General features: G+C 66.2%; 12 protein-coding genes. 3 read left to right on the forward strand and 9 right to left on the reverse strand.

The genetic code is table 11. The features are described from left to right. Positions 1–2 precede the first annotated feature (2 nt). Genes ACR9WD_RS08500 through leuS form a run of 4 tightly spaced genes read right to left on the reverse strand, consistent with a single transcriptional unit; the run spans position 3 to position 6,367 of the window. A complete protein-coding gene (locus tag ACR9WD_RS08500; protein WP_434921930.1) occupies positions 3–2,270 on the reverse strand; it encodes a ComEC/Rec2 family competence protein in 2,268 nt (755 codons plus the stop codon). Further along, positions 2,267–2,914: a helix-hairpin-helix domain-containing protein gene (locus ACR9WD_RS08505; RefSeq protein ID WP_434921931.1), complete on the reverse strand. Its 648-nt coding sequence runs from the start codon at positions 2,912–2,914 to the stop codon at positions 2,267–2,269. The genes ACR9WD_RS08500 and ACR9WD_RS08505 overlap by 4 nt, the downstream gene beginning before the upstream one ends. 15 nt (positions 2,915–2,929) lie before the next feature. After that, complete coding sequence (locus ACR9WD_RS08510) at positions 2,930–3,868, reverse strand: DegV family protein (RefSeq protein WP_434921932.1); 939 nt, start codon at positions 3,866–3,868, stop codon at positions 2,930–2,932. Positions 3,869–3,877: 9 nt separating this feature from the next. Then, complete coding sequence (gene leuS / locus ACR9WD_RS08515; protein ID WP_121866838.1) at positions 3,878–6,367, reverse strand: leucine--tRNA ligase; 2,490 nt, start codon at positions 6,365–6,367, stop codon at positions 3,878–3,880. A 287-nt stretch (positions 6,368–6,654) separates the two neighbouring features. Here leuS and ACR9WD_RS08520 point away from each other — a divergent pair, with 287 nt between their 5' ends. Next, positions 6,655–8,529, forward strand: coding sequence for an HNH endonuclease signature motif containing protein (locus tag ACR9WD_RS08520; protein ID WP_190265134.1), 1,875 nt, complete (start codon positions 6,655–6,657; stop codon positions 8,527–8,529). 113 nt (positions 8,530–8,642) lie between these two features. Here ACR9WD_RS08520 and glpK read toward each other — a convergent pair whose 3' ends face one another. From glpK to ACR9WD_RS08535, 3 genes are read right to left on the reverse strand one after another with little or no spacing between them, the layout of a single operon-like run. After that, positions 8,643–10,163, reverse strand: coding sequence for a glycerol kinase GlpK (gene glpK / locus ACR9WD_RS08525; protein ID WP_073706215.1), 1,521 nt, complete (start codon positions 10,161–10,163; stop codon positions 8,643–8,645). 17 nt (positions 10,164–10,180) lie between these two features. Further along, on the reverse strand, positions 10,181–10,909 hold the full coding sequence (locus ACR9WD_RS08530; RefSeq protein ID WP_038991305.1) for an MIP/aquaporin family protein: 729 nt from the start codon (positions 10,907–10,909) through the stop codon (positions 10,181–10,183). Between the two features lie 59 nt (positions 10,910–10,968). Beyond that, entirely contained in the window at positions 10,969–12,648 is a 1,680-nt protein-coding gene (locus ACR9WD_RS08535; RefSeq protein ID WP_190263578.1) for a glycerol-3-phosphate dehydrogenase/oxidase, read from the reverse strand. A gap of 106 nt (positions 12,649–12,754) precedes the next feature. Here ACR9WD_RS08535 and ACR9WD_RS08540 point away from each other — a divergent pair, with 106 nt between their 5' ends. Both ACR9WD_RS08540 and ACR9WD_RS08545 read left to right on the forward strand, forming a co-directional pair. Continuing rightward, the gene (locus tag ACR9WD_RS08540) at positions 12,755–13,762 is read left to right on the forward strand and encodes a sugar-binding transcriptional regulator (RefSeq protein WP_073706213.1); all 1,008 of its coding nucleotides are present in this window, start codon (positions 12,755–12,757) and stop codon (positions 13,760–13,762) included. Positions 13,763–13,772: 10 nt separating this feature from the next. Then, a complete protein-coding gene (locus ACR9WD_RS08545; RefSeq protein ID WP_073706212.1) occupies positions 13,773–14,648 on the forward strand; it encodes an alpha/beta fold hydrolase in 876 nt (291 codons plus the stop codon). Positions 14,649–14,663: 15 nt separating this feature from the next. Here ACR9WD_RS08545 and ACR9WD_RS08550 read toward each other — a convergent pair whose 3' ends face one another. Further along, entirely contained in the window at positions 14,664–16,625 is a 1,962-nt protein-coding gene (locus ACR9WD_RS08550; protein ID WP_190263579.1) for a primosomal protein PriA, read from the reverse strand. A gap of 5 nt (positions 16,626–16,630) precedes the next feature. Next, complete coding sequence (gene metK, locus ACR9WD_RS08555; RefSeq protein WP_038991113.1) at positions 16,631–17,836, reverse strand: methionine adenosyltransferase; 1,206 nt, start codon at positions 17,834–17,836, stop codon at positions 16,631–16,633. Positions 17,837–17,874 lie beyond the last annotated feature (38 nt).

The raw sequence follows: 17,874 nt of genomic DNA on the forward strand, positions 1-17,874 counted from the left end.
TCCTACCGAACCGGAGTACCAAGGGAGGTACCACGGATGCCCTGGCCGGTAAATGTGAGCAGTACGGTACCGGATTGGTCGGTGCGCAGCACTGTCGCGTCGATCCGCTTCGCCATTTCCAATGTTTCCGGGTGCGGGTGGCCATAGGAATTGTCCTTCCCGGCGGAGACCAGCAGGATCTGCGGATGGATCTGCTCAATGATCTCCGTGCCTCCGTTGCGTGCTCCATGGTGCGAAGCCTTCAAGATCGCTGCCTGGCCTTGCGGACGCAGCCGCAGCAGGCGATCCATGGCTTCGGTCTCCATATCCCCGGCGGCAAAGAAATCGACGGCACCACTCGGGGTGGAAAAGCTGAACCGGATGACCAGCGACGTGTCGTTGGGCTCGGCGTATTGCGCGTAACGCGCCTCGGGACCCACGACTTCGAAGCTCACCTCCCCCGCAGTCTGCCGCGTACCAGGCTCCAGCACCCGAGCCCCGGGCCAGAGTTCCAGATCGAATCCGGTCGAGACCAGGCGGTCCCCGATCCGAACTTTCGACTCCTCCAGTTCCCGGATGGCGCCGAAATGGTCGCTGTGCGTATGCGTGATGAAGACCTTGCCCAGCGTGGTGATGCCCAGCCGCTCCAGGCACAGCAGCAAACCGCTATCCGGCGGCCCGGTATCGATCAGCCAGCCTTCCGCATCCCCCAGGTTGATGACGAACGCATCGCCCTGCCCCACATCGCACATGGCGATGCTCCAATCCGTGGCAACATCTTCCCGATAGAACAGGGTTGCAGGCACAATGAGCGCCACGGCGAAGACCATGATCGCGCCCAGCACGCCGAGCGAGACCTGGCGCACGCGCAGCCGCTCGGTTTCGCGGCCCAGCACCAGCAGCGAGCACAGCGCAAGCGACAGCATGACCGCCAGCAGGATTCCCGGCAGCCCTGCGGGCCATGGACGGTCAGCACCCGGCAGCCCGGAGACGGCATGGGCAACCTTGCCGATGGCTTCGGCTGGAAGTCCGGGCACCCAGATCAGCACCGATTCGAATCCCGGCCATGGGGTGCACAGCAGCAGGCAGATCATTCCGAGCGCGGTAATCAACGGCAGCAACGGCGCCACCAGTAGATTCGCGGGCAGCGAGTACAGGCTGAAATCCGAATTCAATGCGATCACCACCGGCAGGCAGGTGAATTGCGCGGCACAGCAGATGGCGGTCAGCTGCGCCAGCCAGGCCGGCATGATGTGGAGCAAGATTTCGGTCAGCGCCGGCGAGAGCATGATGATGCCCAAGGTTGCCAGCACCGACAGGGCAAAAGCCGGTTCGGCGCCCAGGCTTCGATCGATGGCCAGCAAGGCTGTGCCACTCAGGCACAGGATCCCCAATGAGCCCTGGCCGCGGCCGAGCAGTACCGAAACCGCCGCAATGCTGCCCATCAGGCTGGCGCGCAGCACGCTGGGATCCGGCCCGGCGAACCAGGCGAAAAGCCCGACCACGCCAATCATCAGGATCGCGCTGGGGACGCGCGGAACCGAGAACAGCCGGAACAGCACCAGCACGATGGCCCCGATCAGGGCGATATTCGAGCCGCTCACGGCGGTGAGATGACTCAGCCCGCTGGATCTCATCGCCTCGCCCAGCGCTTCATCCTGCCCGGAGCGGTCGCCGTAGAGCATGCCGGGCAGCAGCGCCTGCGCATTGCCGGGCAGGTCGCGCAGGCTGAGGGTGAAGCGTTCCTTAAGCAGGTCGGCGGCAGTCGGTTCCGCCCACGAACTGACCTGCGGCTCGCTGGCGGCCTGCGCCCACCAGTCGAAGGATCCGGCATCCGCGGCGTCCAGATCGAGGATGGCCTCGAACTGCCCGGCGTTGGCAGGCAGCCCGAAATCCACGCTCAGGTAGACCGGCACCTGGCATGCCACCCATTGGCCATCGTCCCAGTAGCGCTGGATTTCCGCCCGGCCCGCGGTGCTTCCCTGGCCCTGCGCGCTGGCCAGGTCCTCGAAACGCACGACCGCGCGCCGCTGCTGCTCGGGAGCGCCGGGCAGCTGGCATTGGGGGTCGGTGAACGACAGGCTGCTGACCGCGACCATTCCCAGCAGCAGGATGATCGGACCGGTGAACCACGGTGCGGCGTAGGCGCGGTCGTGCCGGGGACGCAGGAGGAGGAACAGCAGAAAGGCGAGCAGCGCCGACAGCAGCCACAGCAGCCAGGCCGGGAGGCTGAAATAGGCGGCGGTCCAGGCACCGGCCAGCAGCCACAGGCCCCGGAAATCGGTGTTCACGGGACCACCAGCTCGCTCAGCTGCCCCAGCAGCGCCGGGCCGATGCCGGAGACCGCGTCCAGCTCCTCTACGGAGGTGAAGGGGCCGTTCTCGGTGCGGAAGTCGATGATCCTGCCGGCCAGGGCCGGGCCGATCCCCGGAAGCTCCTGCAGGGTCTGCGCATCGGCGGTGTTCAGCGAGATCTTCCCTCCGGCCGTGGCGCTCGGGGCGGCTGGGAAGTCCCTGCCGGTCTCGGTGCCGGGAAGGATGACCTGCTGGCCGTCGACCAGCTTGGCGGCCAGGTTCACCAGCTGCGCCTGGGCGCCCTTGGCCAGCCCGCCGGCGGCCTCGACCGCATCGGTGATCCGCGAATCCGCGGGCAGCGTGTAGACGCCGGGCTTCTTCACCGCGCCGACCACATGGACCGTGACCTCGGGACCGGCGGGGCTCGGGGACAGCTGGTCCCCCGGAGCCGACGCGGAGGGATCGGACACAAGCGGAACCGTTTCAAGCTCCTGGGCTACCGGCGGTGGCGCCAGCAGGATGGAAATGGCGATCCAGGCGAGCACCACGATGACCAGCACCAGCACGGCCACGCGCGAGATCGCAAACCTCAAGCGGCCGGGACGTGGCGCGTACTTGCTGAAGAAGTCGTGGCGGCCCATGGGCCACAGTCTGGGCTATGGCGCCGGCGGGTTGCCCAGGATCGATTCCGGCTGTGGATTCAGCGGCGCGACGCACACCGCGATCACGCCCATGCCGGTATGCGCGGCCAGCACCGCGGGAAGCGACTCGACCACGACCGGCGCAGCGCTGAACGGGGCCAGTTCGGTGGCGATCTCCTCGGCCAGTTCCTCGGCGCCGAAATGCATCACCCCCAGGCGCACCTCGCCCTTCGCGCCACGGGCATCGCGCAAGGCCAGCGAGACCAGCCGCGCGGTGGCGCGCGCGAAGGAGCGGGGCTTTTCCAGGGCGGCGATCGCGCCATCGGCAATACCGAGGATCGGCTTGAAGTTCAGCAGGCTGCCGAGAACCGAGGACAGTGCGCTGATCCGGCCGCCGCGGCGCAGCTGCTCCAGGCTGGGCACCGCGAAGTACACGGAATTGGCGGTGGCGGTGCCGGCGATCTGCTCGAGCATTTCCAGCGGGGCGCCGGCGTCGCGCGCAGCCAGCACATCGGCCACGGCGAAGCCCTGGGGCAGGCAGACGGTACGCGTGTCGACCACGGCGATCGGCGCGTCGAAGCCGCGCGCGGCCAAGCGGGCGGCATCCACGGTGCCCGACAGCGCCCCGGACATGTGGATCGAGATGACCGATTCGCACCCGGCCTCCAGCAGCTGCCGGTAGGCGCGTTCGAACTCGCCTGGTGCGGGGCGGGAGGTCTTCACCGCCTTGCCCATGGCCAGGCCCATCATCAGCGCCTGCAGGTCTTCGCCCTGCACATGGTTGTCCACGATGATCGGGATCGGCACCTGGATGAAATCGGCATGCCGCGCGAAGGCCTCGGGCAGGCAGGAGGCCGAATCGGAGACCACCCCGATGCGGGTACGCGAAAGCCCGCGCGGGGCCAGCCACTTGGGCAGCCAGCCCGCGCGCGAGCTTTTCTGGCGTTCAGTCATGAGCCGAGCTTACGGGGCGGGGACCACGTTCACCAGCTTCGGCGCACGCACGATGACCTTCAGCGGGTCCTTGCCATCGAGCATCCGGATCACCGACTCGTGGGCCAGCGCCTGTTCGCGCAGCTCATCCTCGGTAATGTCCACGGGCACTTCCAGGCGCGCGCGCACCTTGCCCTTGATCTGCACGACCGCGGTGATGGTGTCATCGACCAGCAGGGACTCATCGACCTGCGGCCACGCGCTGGTGACCACGCTCGGGGCGTAGCCCAGCGCTTCCCACATGTCCTCGGCGGTGTACGGGGCGAACATGCTCAGCAGCTGGGCGAGAACCGTAGCGGCCTCGCGCACTGCCGGGTCGGCCGCGCCGGCACCGGAGTCGATGGTCTTGCGGGTGGCGTTGACCAGCTCCATGGCCTTGGCGATCACCACGTTGAACTTGCCCGAGTCCAGCAGCTGCGCGGCCTCGTGCACGGTGCGGTGGGTGACCTGGCGCAGCGCCTTGTCCCCTGCCGCGTAGTCCACGCCTGGTTCGCTGGCCACGTCCTGGGCAATGCGCCAGGCGCGGGCCAGGAACTTCTGCGAGCCCGATGGCGAGACGTCGGCCCAGTCCACGTCGTCCTCCGGAGGGGAGGCGAACACCATGGTCAGGCGCACCGCGTCGACGCCGAACTTGTCCAGCTGCTCGCCCAGATCCACGCCGTTGCCCAGCGACTTGCTCATCGCCTTGCCGCCGTTGAGCACCTGGCCCTGGTTCAGCAGCGCGCTGAACGGCTCGGTCGCGTCGATCAGGCCCAAATCGTGGATGACCTTGGTGAAGAAGCGCGAGTAGAGCAGGTGCAGGATCGCATGCTCGACGCCGCCGACATATTGGCCGACCGGCATCCAGTCGCGCACCGCCTTCGGGTCGAACGGCCCTTCGGCATAGTTCGGGGAGACGAAGCGCAGGAAGTACCAGGACGAATCCACGAAGGTGTCCATGGTGTCGGTGTCGCGCTTGGCCGCTCCCCCGCACTTCGGGCAGGGAACGTTGACCCATTCCTCGGCGGCGGCCAGCGGGCTGGTGCCCTTCGGGGCGAGCTGCTCGCCGCGCAGATTATCCGGCAGGCGCACCGGCAGCTGGTCCTCGGGAACCGGCACCTCGCCGCAGTCCGCGCAGTGGATGATCGGGATCGGGGTGCCCCAGAAGCGCTGGCGGCTCAGCAGCCAGTCGCGCAGGCGGAAGTTCACGGTGTGCTTGCCGGTGCCGGCAGCTTCCACGATTTCGATGGCGCGGGCGATCGCTTCGGCCTTGCCCAGCCCGTCCAGCTGCCCGGAGTTCACCAGCTGGCCCTCGCCGGCGGTGGCGATGCCGGTGGCGTTCGGGTCCTCTTCCCCGGTGTCGACGACCACGCGCACCGGCAAATCGAAGGTGCGGGCGAAGTCCAGGTCGCGCTGGTCGTGCGCGGGCACGGCCATGATCGCGCCGGTGCCGTAGTCGGCCAGCACGTAGTCGGCGGCCCAGATCGGCAGCTTCTCCCCCGACAGCGGGTTGATCCCGTAGCGGCCGGTGAACACGCCGGTCTTCTCGCGCTCGGTGGACTGGCGCTCGATTTCGCTCAGCGCCTTGACCTGCTCCTGGTAGGCTTCCAGCGCTTCGCGGTGCTCAGCGGTGACCAACTCTCCGGCCAGGTCGGCATCGGCGGCGACGACCATGAAGGTCGCGCCGTACAGGGTGTCCGGGCGGGTGGTGAACACCGGGATCTTCACCGCCGGCTGATCCTCGTGCGCCTCGATCTCGAAGGTGACCTCGGCGCCTTCGGAGCGGCCGATCCAGTTCTTCTGCATCAGCAGCACGCGCTCGGGCCAGTGGCCCTTGAGCTGGTCCATGTCCTCAAGCAGGCGGTCGGCGTAGTCGGTGATCTTGAAGTACCACTGGTTCAGCGACTTCTTGGTCACTGCGGTGCCGCAGCGTTCGCACGCGCCGTTGACGACCTGCTCGTTGGCCAGCACGGTCTGGTCCTTCGGGCACCAGTTCACCGGGTGGTCCTTGCGGTAGGCCAGGCCCTTCTCGTAGAACTTGTTGAACAGCCACTGGGTCCAGCGGTAGTACTCCGGATCGGAGGTGTGCAGGCGGCGCGACCAGTCCGCGGAAATCGCGTAGCGCTTGAAGCTGGCGGCCTGGGTGTCGATGTTCTTGTAGGTCCACTCCGCAGGGTGCGCATTGCGCTTGATCGCGGCGTTCTCCGCCGGAAGGCCGAACGAGTCCCAGCCGATCGGGTGCATCACGTCATAGCCGCGCAGGCGCCAGTAGCGTGCGACGACGTCGCCCATGGCGAAGGCCTCGGCGTGGCCCATGTGCAAATCGCCCGAGGGGTACGGGAACATGTCCAGCACGTAGCGGCGTTCGCGGCTGCCGTCATCGGCGGGCTTGAACACCTGTAGCTCGTCCCACACCGGAAGCCACTTGGACTCGATGTCCTTGAAGTCGTAGGTCCTGGGTTCGTTCGTCGATGATGTCACGCTGCTCTTCTCACACGCTTTGCGGAAAAATTTCCGATAGAAAAATTTGCTCTTGGTTCCAGACACAACAAAAGCCCCCAAATTTCCACTCGGGGGCACGGCCATCGGGCCGCGCTTACACTAGGTTGCGCTGAGGATTCATATCGCGATTCTATCGCATCTGTCCTGCCCACCAGCGCATCGGTGAAGCGCAAGATTGTTCACAACCGCCAACGGGCCGCCCGCGCTTATCCACAGTTGGCGGCTACGCCGACGCGCAGGCCGATCCAGCGCCCGATCATGGAGCCATGAACGCCCCTGCCCTGATCGCCGCTCTGCGCACCGCATGCCAGGTCCCGCTGCACCTCGGACCTGCATTATCCGGCGCCATGCTGCTGCGCCTGGGCTACCTCTGCCTGGCCCTGTACACGGCGCTGGGCAAGCTGGTGCACGGCTCGGGCGACCCGCGCCTGGTCCTGGCGCATCTGCAGCTGGCCGAACGCTTCGCCCAGCAGGTCCATGGCGACCAGCTATCAGGCGCGCTGCAGGCCGAAGCCACCGGCGCCCACGCGTTGTCCCTGGAGGGCTATGCCGCGCTGCGGGTGCCCGCCGATGATCCCGAAGCCATCAGCGATGACCTGTTTGCCGGGGAGCCGGGCATCGTGCCGGGGCGCTGCTGCTACAAGGACACCGCTGAGCTGCTGGCCGCCTGGCTGGGGCTGGGCTACTTCGAAGCCCGGCAGCGCCTGGCCGACGCGCACCTGCTCATCGGGCGCCGCGCCCCCGATGGCGGCATCTGCGCGCCGCGCTTCCCCCAACTGGCAGGGCTCTATGCCAAGGGCACTGGCGACCGCCGGGCCATCGCCTCGGCCGCACGGCGCCTCGACCGGCTCGAACCGCAGGACACCACCTTTGACGGCGTGCCCCTGAAATTGCAAGCCTACGGCACCGATGGCCGCACCCTGGATGAATCCGCGGCCGAAGCGCTGGGCGACCTGGGCCCACGGGCAGCGCAGAAGCGGATCAGCGCCGAGATCAGGACCTACAAGGAACTGCATGGCAAAAAGCTGCCGCCGCGACTGGGCTTCTTCATCGGCCCTGTGAAGGACGGCGTGCATTTCTTCTCGCTTCGCACCGATGCCAGCGACGCGCAGCTGCTGAATTCGATGGCTGCCCAGGCCGGAAATCCGCGGACCAAGTCAGGCCGCGCCGACCGCGAAGCCGAACAGCAGCGCACGCCGGAATCGGGCTCCGGCACCGGAAACCCCGATGACCAGGATCAGGAACCCCAGGCCGGCCACGATTCCACGGCCAGCCAGGACTCGGGTGCCGAGCCGCAGCCATCAACTGAACCAGAAACTGCACCGCAGGCGCCTTTCTGGCTGCGCAGCGAACACCCCATGCCGCCGTGGGCCGAAGACGAAGCAGAACCCGGCAACGGGTGTGCTCCGGAGCCCGGAAACACCGAAGCGCATGCAGATGGCGATGCGGCACACGACGAGCTGCGAAGCGACGAGGCCACCGAACAGCCGGATCTGCACCGCCGCCGGCTGAATGCATTCATGGCGTTGCTGCGGGCCCCCTTCACCGGCGGAAAAAGGAAGGTCGTCACCCCGAAATTCGTGGTCTACCTGTGGCTCGCAGACTTGCAAAACCTGGCCGATGCGCATGGCATGACCGCCAACGGCGTCGATATCCCGCCCGGCGAGCTGCGGCGGCAACTGGCCAGGGCGAACATCATCCCGATCGTGCTCGGAGGCAACAGCCAAGTGCTGGATATGGGGCGCAAGATGCGCTATCACAAGGGTGCGATCCGCGAAGCCATCATGGCCCGGGACCGAGGCTGCATCGTGCCTGACTGCACCGCGCCCCCGGACCAGGTCGAAACCGACCACTACCTGAAACCCTGGTCTGACGGCGGGGAAACCAGCGTCTGGTCAGGGGCCGGACTGTGCACGGGCGATCACCACAAGCGCCACGCCGGGCAGATCACGGTGATCGATGTCGACGGGCTGCCGCACGTGCTCATGCCGGAGCATGTCGATCCGGAACGAATTCCGCGCCGCAATACCTATTGGGGTGCCCGGCAGGCAGGCGAATCCCCCACCCGCCACGCACCTGCCGCACCGGACCCCGAGCCGCCGGGCAAGGAAGAAACCCCTGATGCAGGGCGGGAAACCTGAGCGGCCCAAGGTGTTGACAGGGCCGTCTTAAACGGGCGGCGCCCGAACCACGCCAATGGGCGGTTCGGGCGCTGCCGGTGTCCGGAACGGTTCCGGCCAAGCCGCAGTCGGGCTCAGGCCTTGGTATCCTCGTCGACCCAGTCGAAGGTGCGCGTGACAGCCTTCTTCCACAGGCGCAGGCTGCGCTCGCGCGATGCCTCATCCATGGTCGGCTCCCAACGCTTGTCCTCGGCCCAGTTCTGCTCCAGCTCGCCAAGGTCCTTCCAGAAGCCAACGGCGAGGCCAGCGGCGTAAGCCGCACCCAGCGCGGTGGTCTCGGTGACCTGCGGGCGAACCACTGGCACGCCGAGGATGTCGGCCTGGAACTGCATCAGGGCTTCGTTGGCCACCATGCCGCCGTCGACCTTCAGTTCGGTCAACGGAACCTCAGCGTCGGCGTTGACCGCATCCAGTACTTCTCGCGTCTGGAATGCGGTGGACTCGAGCGCCGCACGGGCAATGTGGTTCTTGTTCGCATAGCGGGTCAGGCCGACGATCGCGCCCCGGGCATCCGAACGCCAATAGGGAGCGAACAAGCCGGAGAAAGCCGGAACGATATATACGCCGCCGTTATCCTCAACCTGGGCCGCCAGCTGTTCGACCTCCGGGGCTGTGGCGATCATGCCGATGTTGTCGCGCAGCCACTGGATCAGGGAACCGGCAACGGCGATGGAACCTTCCAGGGCATACACCGGTGCGCTCTCGCCCAGCTTGTACGCCATCGTGGTCAGCAGGCCATTGGACGAATTCACGATCTCCGTGCCGGTGTTGAAGATCAGGAAGCAGCCGGTGCCATAGGTATTCTTCGCGGTGCCCGCGGTGAATGCGGCCTGGCCGAAGGTTGCAGCCTGCTGGTCGCCCAGGATACCGGCAACCGGCACCTCGCGCAGCAACTGGTTCGTGTGCACCGTGCCGTACACCTCCGAAGACGAACGGATCTCCGGCATCATGGACAGCGGCACGCCGAAATCGGCCAGGATCTTCTCGTCCCATTGGAGGGTCTTCAGGTCCATGAACAGCGTGCGCGACGCGTTGGTCACGTCGGTAACGTGCACACCGCCGTCCACGCCGCCGGTCAGGTTCCACAGCACCCAGCTGTCGGTGGTGCCGAACAGCAGGTCTCCTGCTTCTGCACGTTCCCTCGCGCCTTCGACATTGTCCAGGATCCACTTGATCTTGGTGCCCGAGAAGTAGGTTGCCAGCGGCAAGCCGACGGTCTGCTTGTAGCGTTCCAGGCCGCCATCACCCGCCAGCTCGTCGACGATGTCCTGGGTACGGGTGTCCTGCCAGACAATCGCGTTGTAAACGGCTTCGCCGGTGTTCTTGTCCCACACCACCGTGGTTTCGCGCTGGTTGGTGATGCCGACGACCTCGATGTCGTGACGGGTCAGGTTGGCCTTGGACAAGGCCTGGCCGATCACTTCGCGCACATTGGTCCAGATTTCGGCTGGATCATGTTCGACCCATCCGGCGGCCGGGAAGATCTGCTCGTGCTCCTTCTGGCCTACCGAGTGCACCTCTCCGGCATGGTTGAAGACGATTGCACGGGAACTGGTGGTGCCTTGGTCAATGGCGATGACGAATTTTTCACTCATGATTCACTGCTCTCTTTCTAGAACATTGGCGCGGCGGCAAGTCCGCCAAGGATACCGCCGATAGCTGGACCGACCAACGGAACCCACGAATAGGACCAGTCGGAAGAGCCCTTGCCCTTGATCGGCAGGATGGCGTGGGCGACGCGTGGACCCAGGTCGCGGAACGGGTTGATGGCGTAGCCGGTGGCACCGCCCAGGGACAGGCCGATGGCGACAACCAGCAGGGCCACGGCCAACGGGCCGAGCTCATGCGGGGTGTGGCCCAACCCGGCGATCACGAACACCAGGACAAAGGTGCCGAAGATCTCCGTGACCAGGTTCCAGCCATAGGAGCGGATGGCCGGTCCGGTGGAGAAGACACCCAGCTGCTGGCCCGCGTTCTGCGGATCGTCCAGATGCTTCTTGTAGGCAAGCCAGGTTCCCACGGCACCGAGGAAGGCGCCAATGAACTGCGCCAGGAAATACAGCATCGTGTTGGCGAAGGTCTTGGCGACCCCTGGGGCGTATTCGGCGGCATCCGGGTTGACCAGCAGGCCGAGGGTGACTGCCGGGTTCAGGTGGGCTCCGGAAATTCCGGCGATCCAGACGCCGCAGTAGACGGCAAAGCCCCAGCCGAAGCTGATGGCTACCCAGCCCGCTGCGCTGCCGAGGGTGCCTTTCAGGGCGACGTTGGCGCAGACGCCGCCGCCCATGAGCAGGAGTATGAAAGTGCCGGCTAATTCGGCGAGAAACACGTGAGTGGACAACGTTGACCTCTTAGTGGTTTCGATTGCCGGCGGCGACTTGCCGCCGGCCAAGATGCAGCTTAGACCAGGGTGACACCGTGGGCTTCTGCGAGGACCGAGAGCGAATGGTCGATCTCGGCTTGGATCTGGGACTTATCCCATTCCATCGGGTTAGCGAGGCAATTAGCTGCCTCGATCACCAAATTCTTCGTGACCAGGCCGCGGAAGGCCAGGTTGGTGCGTCGGATGAAGACGTCGATCAGGCGACCCACCTGCTCATGCTTGGCCATGTAGGCCAGTTCCTGGCAGGACAGCTCGTTGGTGTGCTCGAGCATGGTTTCGCTGCTCCCGAGCGCTTCGAGCACTGCATCTGCGCCGGTGCCGTAGCGCTCCAGGAGCACACGCAGGCGCTCGCGTCCGGCCAGGTGCTCGCGGGCCGCAAACCAGGCGGCCAGCTCGCCCTCATTCTTCGGGAAGTTCTTGCCTCCGCCGATGGCTACGCCCACGGTGCTCGCGGTCTCGCGCTCACCCAGGAATTCAAGCGCTTTGCCGCCCAAGTTCTCGCTCAGCGCCCGGAAGGTGGTCCATTTGCCGCCGATAAGCGAGAGCATCGTGGTCTTGTCGGTCAGGCGGGTTTCCTTGACCTGGTAGTCGCGGGAGACGAAGCCCGGTGCGGTGTCATCGTGATTCGGCAGCGGTCGGACGCCGGAGAACTTGTAGACGATCTGTTCTTCGCTCACGCGGATGCCCGGGAAGACATGGTGCACCAGCTCGAAGAAGTAGTCGACTTCCTCATCGGTGCAAACCGCTGGCTCGTTCATGTCGTGCTCGAGATCGGTGGTGCCTACCAGCACCCGGCCGAGCATAGGGTAGATCAATACGATGCGGCCGTCTTCGTGCTCGAAGAAGATTTCACGCCCGCCGGTGGCGGCCAGCAGCTCTGGGTGGTCGAGCACGATGTGCGAGCCCTTGGTGCCGCCGGTCCACTTGGTTTCGCGGCCCAGATCTTTATTGGTCATATCCACCCACGCGCCGGTGGCGTTGATGATGACCTCGGCCTCGAAGTCGAAGCTTTCGCCGGTGAGCACATCGCGCAGCTTCGCGGTGCCGCCGTCGACGCCTGTCAGTTCGACGTAGTTGCTGGCGCGGGCAGCGCTGTTGGCGCTCAGGCCTTCCTGAAGCACGTCCAGGGTCAGGCGCTCCGGGTTGTGCACCGAAGCGTCGAAGTAGGTGGCGGTGTACTTCACGTCATCGCGCAGCGCGGGCAGGTCCTTGCGGGCAGCCTTGCCTGCCTTGAAGTTGTGCCATGGGGTGTTGCGTCCGCCGATGCCGGCGAACACGTCGTACATGATCAAGCCGGCTTTGATCAGCGCGGCGCCGCGCTCTGTGGGCTTGCCCGACTTGTGGGTCAAGAAGCGCATTGGCGCGCTGAGCATGCCGGAGAACGTGGAGAAAATGGGGATGGTGGTCTGCAGCGGCTTGACGTAGTGCGGCGCGATCTGGAGCAGCGAGTTGCGTTCCTGCACGGATTCGTGGACCAGGCGGAACTCGCCGTTCTCCAGGTAGCGGATTCCGCCGTGGATCATGTGGGAGCTGGCACCGGAGGCGCCCTGGCAGTAATCGCCGCGCTCGACCAGGGCGACATCGATCCCCTGCATGGCTAGGTAGCGGAAAGTGGCGACGCCGTTGATGCCGCCGCCAACAACCAGAACCTGCGCCTGCGAACGTTCACGCAGTTTGGCTAGCTGTTCCCGAATCACGATTTGTGCCCCTTGTGTAATAAATGGATGAGTCTGAAGCTAGTCTTGTTACAGAACGGCAAAGCGGTCAAACAAAATGCACAAACGTGCAGAAGTGGTCTAAATCATGATGAAATCCTCCCCCCGGGGCACCTACAAGCGGGCAACGAATGGCACATCCGTGCACAGCACTCCCAAGGCCAAGGACGCGCTGCGCGCCGCCCAGCTGTACTACCTGCAGGACATGAAGATGGAAGCGATCGCCAAAGAGCTGGGAACCTCGCGTTCGACGGTCTCCCGCTTGCTCTCCCACGCTAAGCGCACCGGCATGGTCTCGATCAGCATCTCGCCCAGCGCCAACATGTCGGCGCTGCTGGGCAACCAGCTCTCCGAGCACTACGGGATAAGCTTCAACGTCGTGCCCACCGACGGCAACATGGACGACTCCGAATTGCTTTCCCGCGTCGCTGCGCACGCCGCCTATCTGCTCGGCGGCATGGTCTCCTCCTCGATGACCGTGGGCGTCGCATGGGGGTCGACGATGCAGGCGGTGTCCATGGCCCTGGGCTCGCACCCCACCCATGACACGAAAATCGTGCAGCTCAATGGTGCGGCAAACCCGGTAACCAGCGGAGTGCGCTACGCCAGCGACATCCTCACGCGTTTCGGCCAGGCCTTCACCGCACGCACCGAGCAGTTCCCGGTCCCGGCCTTCTTCGACCGGGCATCCACCCGCGAAGCCATGTGGCAGGAGACGTCGATCCAACGGGTGCTGCAGGTGCAGAAGGAGATGAACCTCGCGGTGTTCTCGCTGGGCTCGGCCGGTTCCGCTGTCGTCTCGCAGGTGTACCGCGGCGGCTACTTGACCAAAGACGAAGCCCAGGAACTGAACGAGATCGGTGTGGTCGGCGACGTGGCCACGGTGTTCTTCGACAAGAACGGCACCAGCTCGAATATTTCGCTCAATGCCCGTTCCACCGGGCCAGCCCTCGATGCACTGCGCAAGGTGCCGACACGGTTCTGCGTGGTTGCAGGGCGCGGCAAGCTGCAGGCGGTGCGCGGTGCGCTTAAAGGCGGGCTGATCACCGATCTGGTGATCGACGAGGGCACGGCCCTGGCGCTGCTGGACGGGTAGGGTTAAAGCCATGGCCCCCCGACAGCAGCTAGCGACCACCCACCATTTCAACGGCGCCGAAATCCGCGTCTACACCCACCCGGCCCAGAAGCCCTCGCGCGGCGTGATCTACGCGGTGCACGGATTCCGCGGCGACCACCACGGGCTGGCGCGCATCGTCTCGCATCTGCCGCACTACACGGTGGTCGTCCCCGACCTGCCGGGTTTCGGCTCCTCGACGTCGATGCTGGATCTGGACCACGATGTCGACGGGTATGCGGCGGTGCTCAACCAGCTGGCCGAAGAACTGCAGCTGGGTCCTTCGGTGCACCTGCTGGGGCATTCCTTCGGATCGATCGTGGCCGCCAAGCTGGCCACCGTGCGCAGCTTCGCCTCGTTGCTCTTGCTGAATCCGATCTCGGAGCTTGCCTTGGAATCCGACCAGGCGCTGCTGTCCAAGCTGGCCAGCGGCTACTACGAGGCATGCGCCAGGATTCCGGCGGGCATCGGCGAAGCGCTGCTGCGATCCAGGCTGTTCAGCGATGCGATGAGCCTGGTGATGACCAAGAGCAAGGACCCGGACATCCGGGCCTACGTGCGCGAGCAGCACCGCGCCTATTTCGGCGGCTTCCATTCGCGCGCGACCCTGGCCCAGTCCTACCGCGCGTCGATCAGCTCGACCGTCGGGGACTACTCCCCTGCCCTGGGACTGCCCACGCTACTGGTCGCCGGCAGGGAAGACGAATTGGGCACCCCGCAGACGCAGGAAACGCTGCGGGCAAGCTTCGCCGACGCGCAGCTGGTGATGCTCGAGAACGTCGGGCACCTGATCCACTATGAAAAGGCCCCGGAAACCGCGAAGGCCATCGACCGCTTCCTGCAGCAGCTGGCAGCTGGCCGACACTAGCGCCGCGGCACGTTCCTAGAGCGCGTCGTCCGGATCGATGGCGATCGCCACGACCGGGTCCTTGGCCGCGGACATGGTTGCGCGCAGGTGGCGCAGCGCCGTGGTCACCGCGGTTCCGTCGGCGTAGGAGAAGAAGAGCACGTAGCGGTGCTGGGCCGGCGGCCCGTCAATCACCGTCGGACCATGGATCTGCACGCGCGCACGGGTCTCGGGATCCAGGTTGGCGACCAGCCGTTCGGCTCCCAGACCCGAAATGACCGCGCTGCGCACCGCCGGAGGCAGCCCCACCTCGCGGCGCTCGGCCAATTCGCGTTCGGCAAAGCTCGCCGGGTCGTAGCGCACCAGCGCGGCCCCGGCAGGGCTCGGATTGCCGGTCAGCACCACGACTCCGTCAGCCCGCGCCATGGAGGCGGCGGTGAACCATCGGGCGATGACTTCCTCGGCGTTGCGCAGCGAATCGTGGGCCATCATCCTGTCGGCATCGAGCAGCAGCACCGCGGCGTACCCGGATTCGGCAAACGGTTCGACCCCAGGGGTTGCGACGACCAGCGCCGGCTTGTCGCCGATCCTGTCCACCGGCTTTGCTCCGGTGGAAGAAATAACGCTGACCTTGGGAAAGGCCAGGCCGAGTTCTTCGGCGGTGCGGTCGGCGCCGATGCTGGCGGCCCGGATCCGCGGCGAGGCGCAGTGCGCGCAGCGGTAGTCGTGGTACTGCTCGCCGCACCAGCGGCAGGCCACATGCGAGCCCTTGCCGGCAATGTGCAGCGGGCCCTGGCAGGCGGGGCAGCGCGCAGCGGTCCGGCAATCCTGGCAGGCCAGGGCAGGCATGAACCCGGTGCGCGCCACCTGCACCAGCACCGGACCGGTTTCCAGCGCCTTGGTGGCTTCGCGCCAAGCCAGCGACGGGATGCGGGCCCTAGCCAGCACCGGGTCGCGCTCCAGCTCGAAATCATTGGTGGTGGCCACGACGCGGGCCGTGTGCGCACGCAGCAGCTCGCGCGGCACCTTCAGCTCGATGGCCCAGCCGGTGTCCACCAGGCGCTGGGCTTCGACCGAGCGCGATGGCGCGGCGATCAGCAGGGAGATGCCTGCCTGCGCGCTGCGCAGCAAGGCCACTTCGCGGCTGTGCTGGTAGGGCGCGCGCTGTTCGCGGTGCGAGTGGTCCGCGTCCTGCCACACGATCATCAGTTCCAGCCCCGGAACGTGGCACAGCGCCGCCGAGCGGGTGCCGATGACGATCTGCACGTGCCCGCCGATGGCGCGCAGGAAGTTGCGGTAGCGCGGTGTCGGCCCGTCGTCGGCCTGCAGCCGGGCATAAGATTCGGCCCCGAAGTGCTCGTCGAGGTAGCCGCCCAGCAGGCGCAGGTCGCGGGCATCGGGCACGATCAGCAGCACCCGCTGGCCGCGCTCGATCACCGGACGGGCGGCATCCATCAGGAAGCCGGGCCAGGCACCGTGGAAATTCGGCACCCAGGTGGCCACTGCCCGCAGGGTTTCGCCACTGCCCCAGGCCGCCAGTGCCCGCTCCCCGTGCTCGTAGTGGAGCAGCTGGTTCGGCGCCTCGGGCAGCTTTGGGGCGACGGTGGCCAGTTCCTCATTTTCGACCTTGGCGGCGCGGGCGGGAACGGCCAGGCGCACCACATCCCACAGGGTGCCGGCGTAGCGGGTGGCGACCTCCTGCGCGGCGTCCACGATCGCCGGGTACAGCGCCACCTGGGAGCTGACCAGCTTGGCCAGCGGCCTCAGCTTCATTTCCGGGGCGTAGTCCTCAAGCACGGCAACGATGAACCCGGAGAGCAGCTGCGGGCCGAAGTGCACCTTCACGCGGACTCCGGCCACCGCATCCTCCGCCATCGAGGGCGGGATCTCGTAGTCGAAGAAGCGGTCCAGGTGCGGGACCGAAGAATCAATCAGCACCCGGGCAACCCGCTTGATGCGGGCCGGCTCGGGTGCTGAGATCAGGGCGTCTTGCTGCACGGTGGCTAGGCGTTGAACCAGCTGCGCAGGGCGTCGACGCGGTCCAGCTTCTCCCAGGTGAAGTCGTTGTCCTCGCGGCCGAAATGGCCGTGGGCAGCGGTCTTGCGGTAGATCGGGCGCTTGAGGTCCAGGTCCTCGATGATGCCCAGCGGACGCAGGTCGAACACCTCGTTGATGGCCTTGGTGATCTTCGCCGGGTCAACGGTCTCGGTGCCGAAGGTCTCCACGTACAGGCCCACCGGACGGGCCACGCCGATCGCGTAGGCCACCTGGACCTCGGCGCGGCGGGCCAGGCCGGCGGCGACCACATTCTTGGCCACCCAGCGCATGGCGTAGGCTGCGGAGCGGTCGACCTTCGATGGATCCTTGCCGGAGAACGCGCCGCCGCCGTGGCGGGCGAAGCCGCCGTAGGTATCGACGATGATCTTGCGTCCGGTCAACCCGGCATCGCCGACGGGGCCGCCGATGATGAACGGGCCCGAAGGATTCAGGATGATCTTCGTGTTCGAGGTATCCAGGCCCGAACGCTCCAGGATCGGGGTGACGACCTCTTCGTGCAGGTCGGCCTTCAGCGTGGCCAGCTCGTATTCGGCGGCGTGCTGGCTGGAAACGACCACGGTGTCCACGGAGACCGGCTTGTCGCCGTCGTAGCCGATGGTGACCTGGGTCTTGCCGTCCGGGCGCAGCAGCGGCATGCGGCCGTTCTTGCGGACCTGGGTCAGCCGTTCGGACAGGCGGTGCGCCAGGAAGATCGAGGTAGGCATCAGCGAATCGGTTTCATCCGAGGCGTAGCCGAACATCAGGCCTTGGTCGCCGGCGCCCTGCATGTCGCGCGGGTCCTTGGCGGTGCCTTCGCGGGACTCCAGCGAGTTGAAGACGCCGTCGTGGATTTCCTGGGACTGCTGGCCGATGGACACGGACACGCCGCAGCGCGCCCCGTCGAAGCCGTTGGCCGAGGAGTCGTAGCCGATGTCCAAAATGGTCTTGCGGACGATCTCAGGGATCTCCACATAGCCGTTGGTGGTCACCTCGCCGGCCACGTGCACCAGGCCGGTGGTGGTCAGCGTCTCGACGGCGACCTTCGAGTCCGGATCCTGGGCCAGCATGGCGTCGAGGATCGCGTCCGAGATCTGGTCGCAGATCTTGTCGGGGTGGCCCTCGGTCACGGATTCCGAGGTGAAAAGACGAAGTTCAGGGGTTGTTGAAGTCACCGTATAACTCTATCTGGTCTCTGGGACCGGTAAGCAGA

This window comes from Glutamicibacter sp. PAEs-4 (assembly GCF_051161755.1).
GTDB classification, from domain to species: domain Bacteria; phylum Actinomycetota; class Actinomycetes; order Actinomycetales; family Micrococcaceae; genus Glutamicibacter; species Glutamicibacter nicotianae.

Coding starts and splice junctions, on each gene's coding strand:
- ACR9WD_RS08510 (WP_434921932.1), bottom strand. CDS start 3,868: ATGACTGAACGCCAGAAAAGCTCGCGCGCGGGCTGGCTGCCCAAGTGG.
- glpK (WP_073706215.1), bottom strand. CDS start 10,163: ATGAGTGAAAAATTCGTCATCGCCATTGACCAAGGCACCACCAGTTCC.
- ACR9WD_RS08520 (WP_190265134.1), top strand. CDS start 6,655: ATGAACGCCCCTGCCCTGATCGCCGCTCTGCGCACCGCATGCCAGGTC.
- ACR9WD_RS08540 (WP_073706213.1), top strand. CDS start 12,755: ATGATGAAATCCTCCCCCCGGGGCACCTACAAGCGGGCAACGAATGGC.
- ACR9WD_RS08545 (WP_073706212.1), top strand. CDS start 13,773: ATGGCCCCCCGACAGCAGCTAGCGACCACCCACCATTTCAACGGCGCC.
- ACR9WD_RS08505 (WP_434921931.1), bottom strand. CDS start 2,914: ATGGGCCGCCACGACTTCTTCAGCAAGTACGCGCCACGTCCCGGCCGC.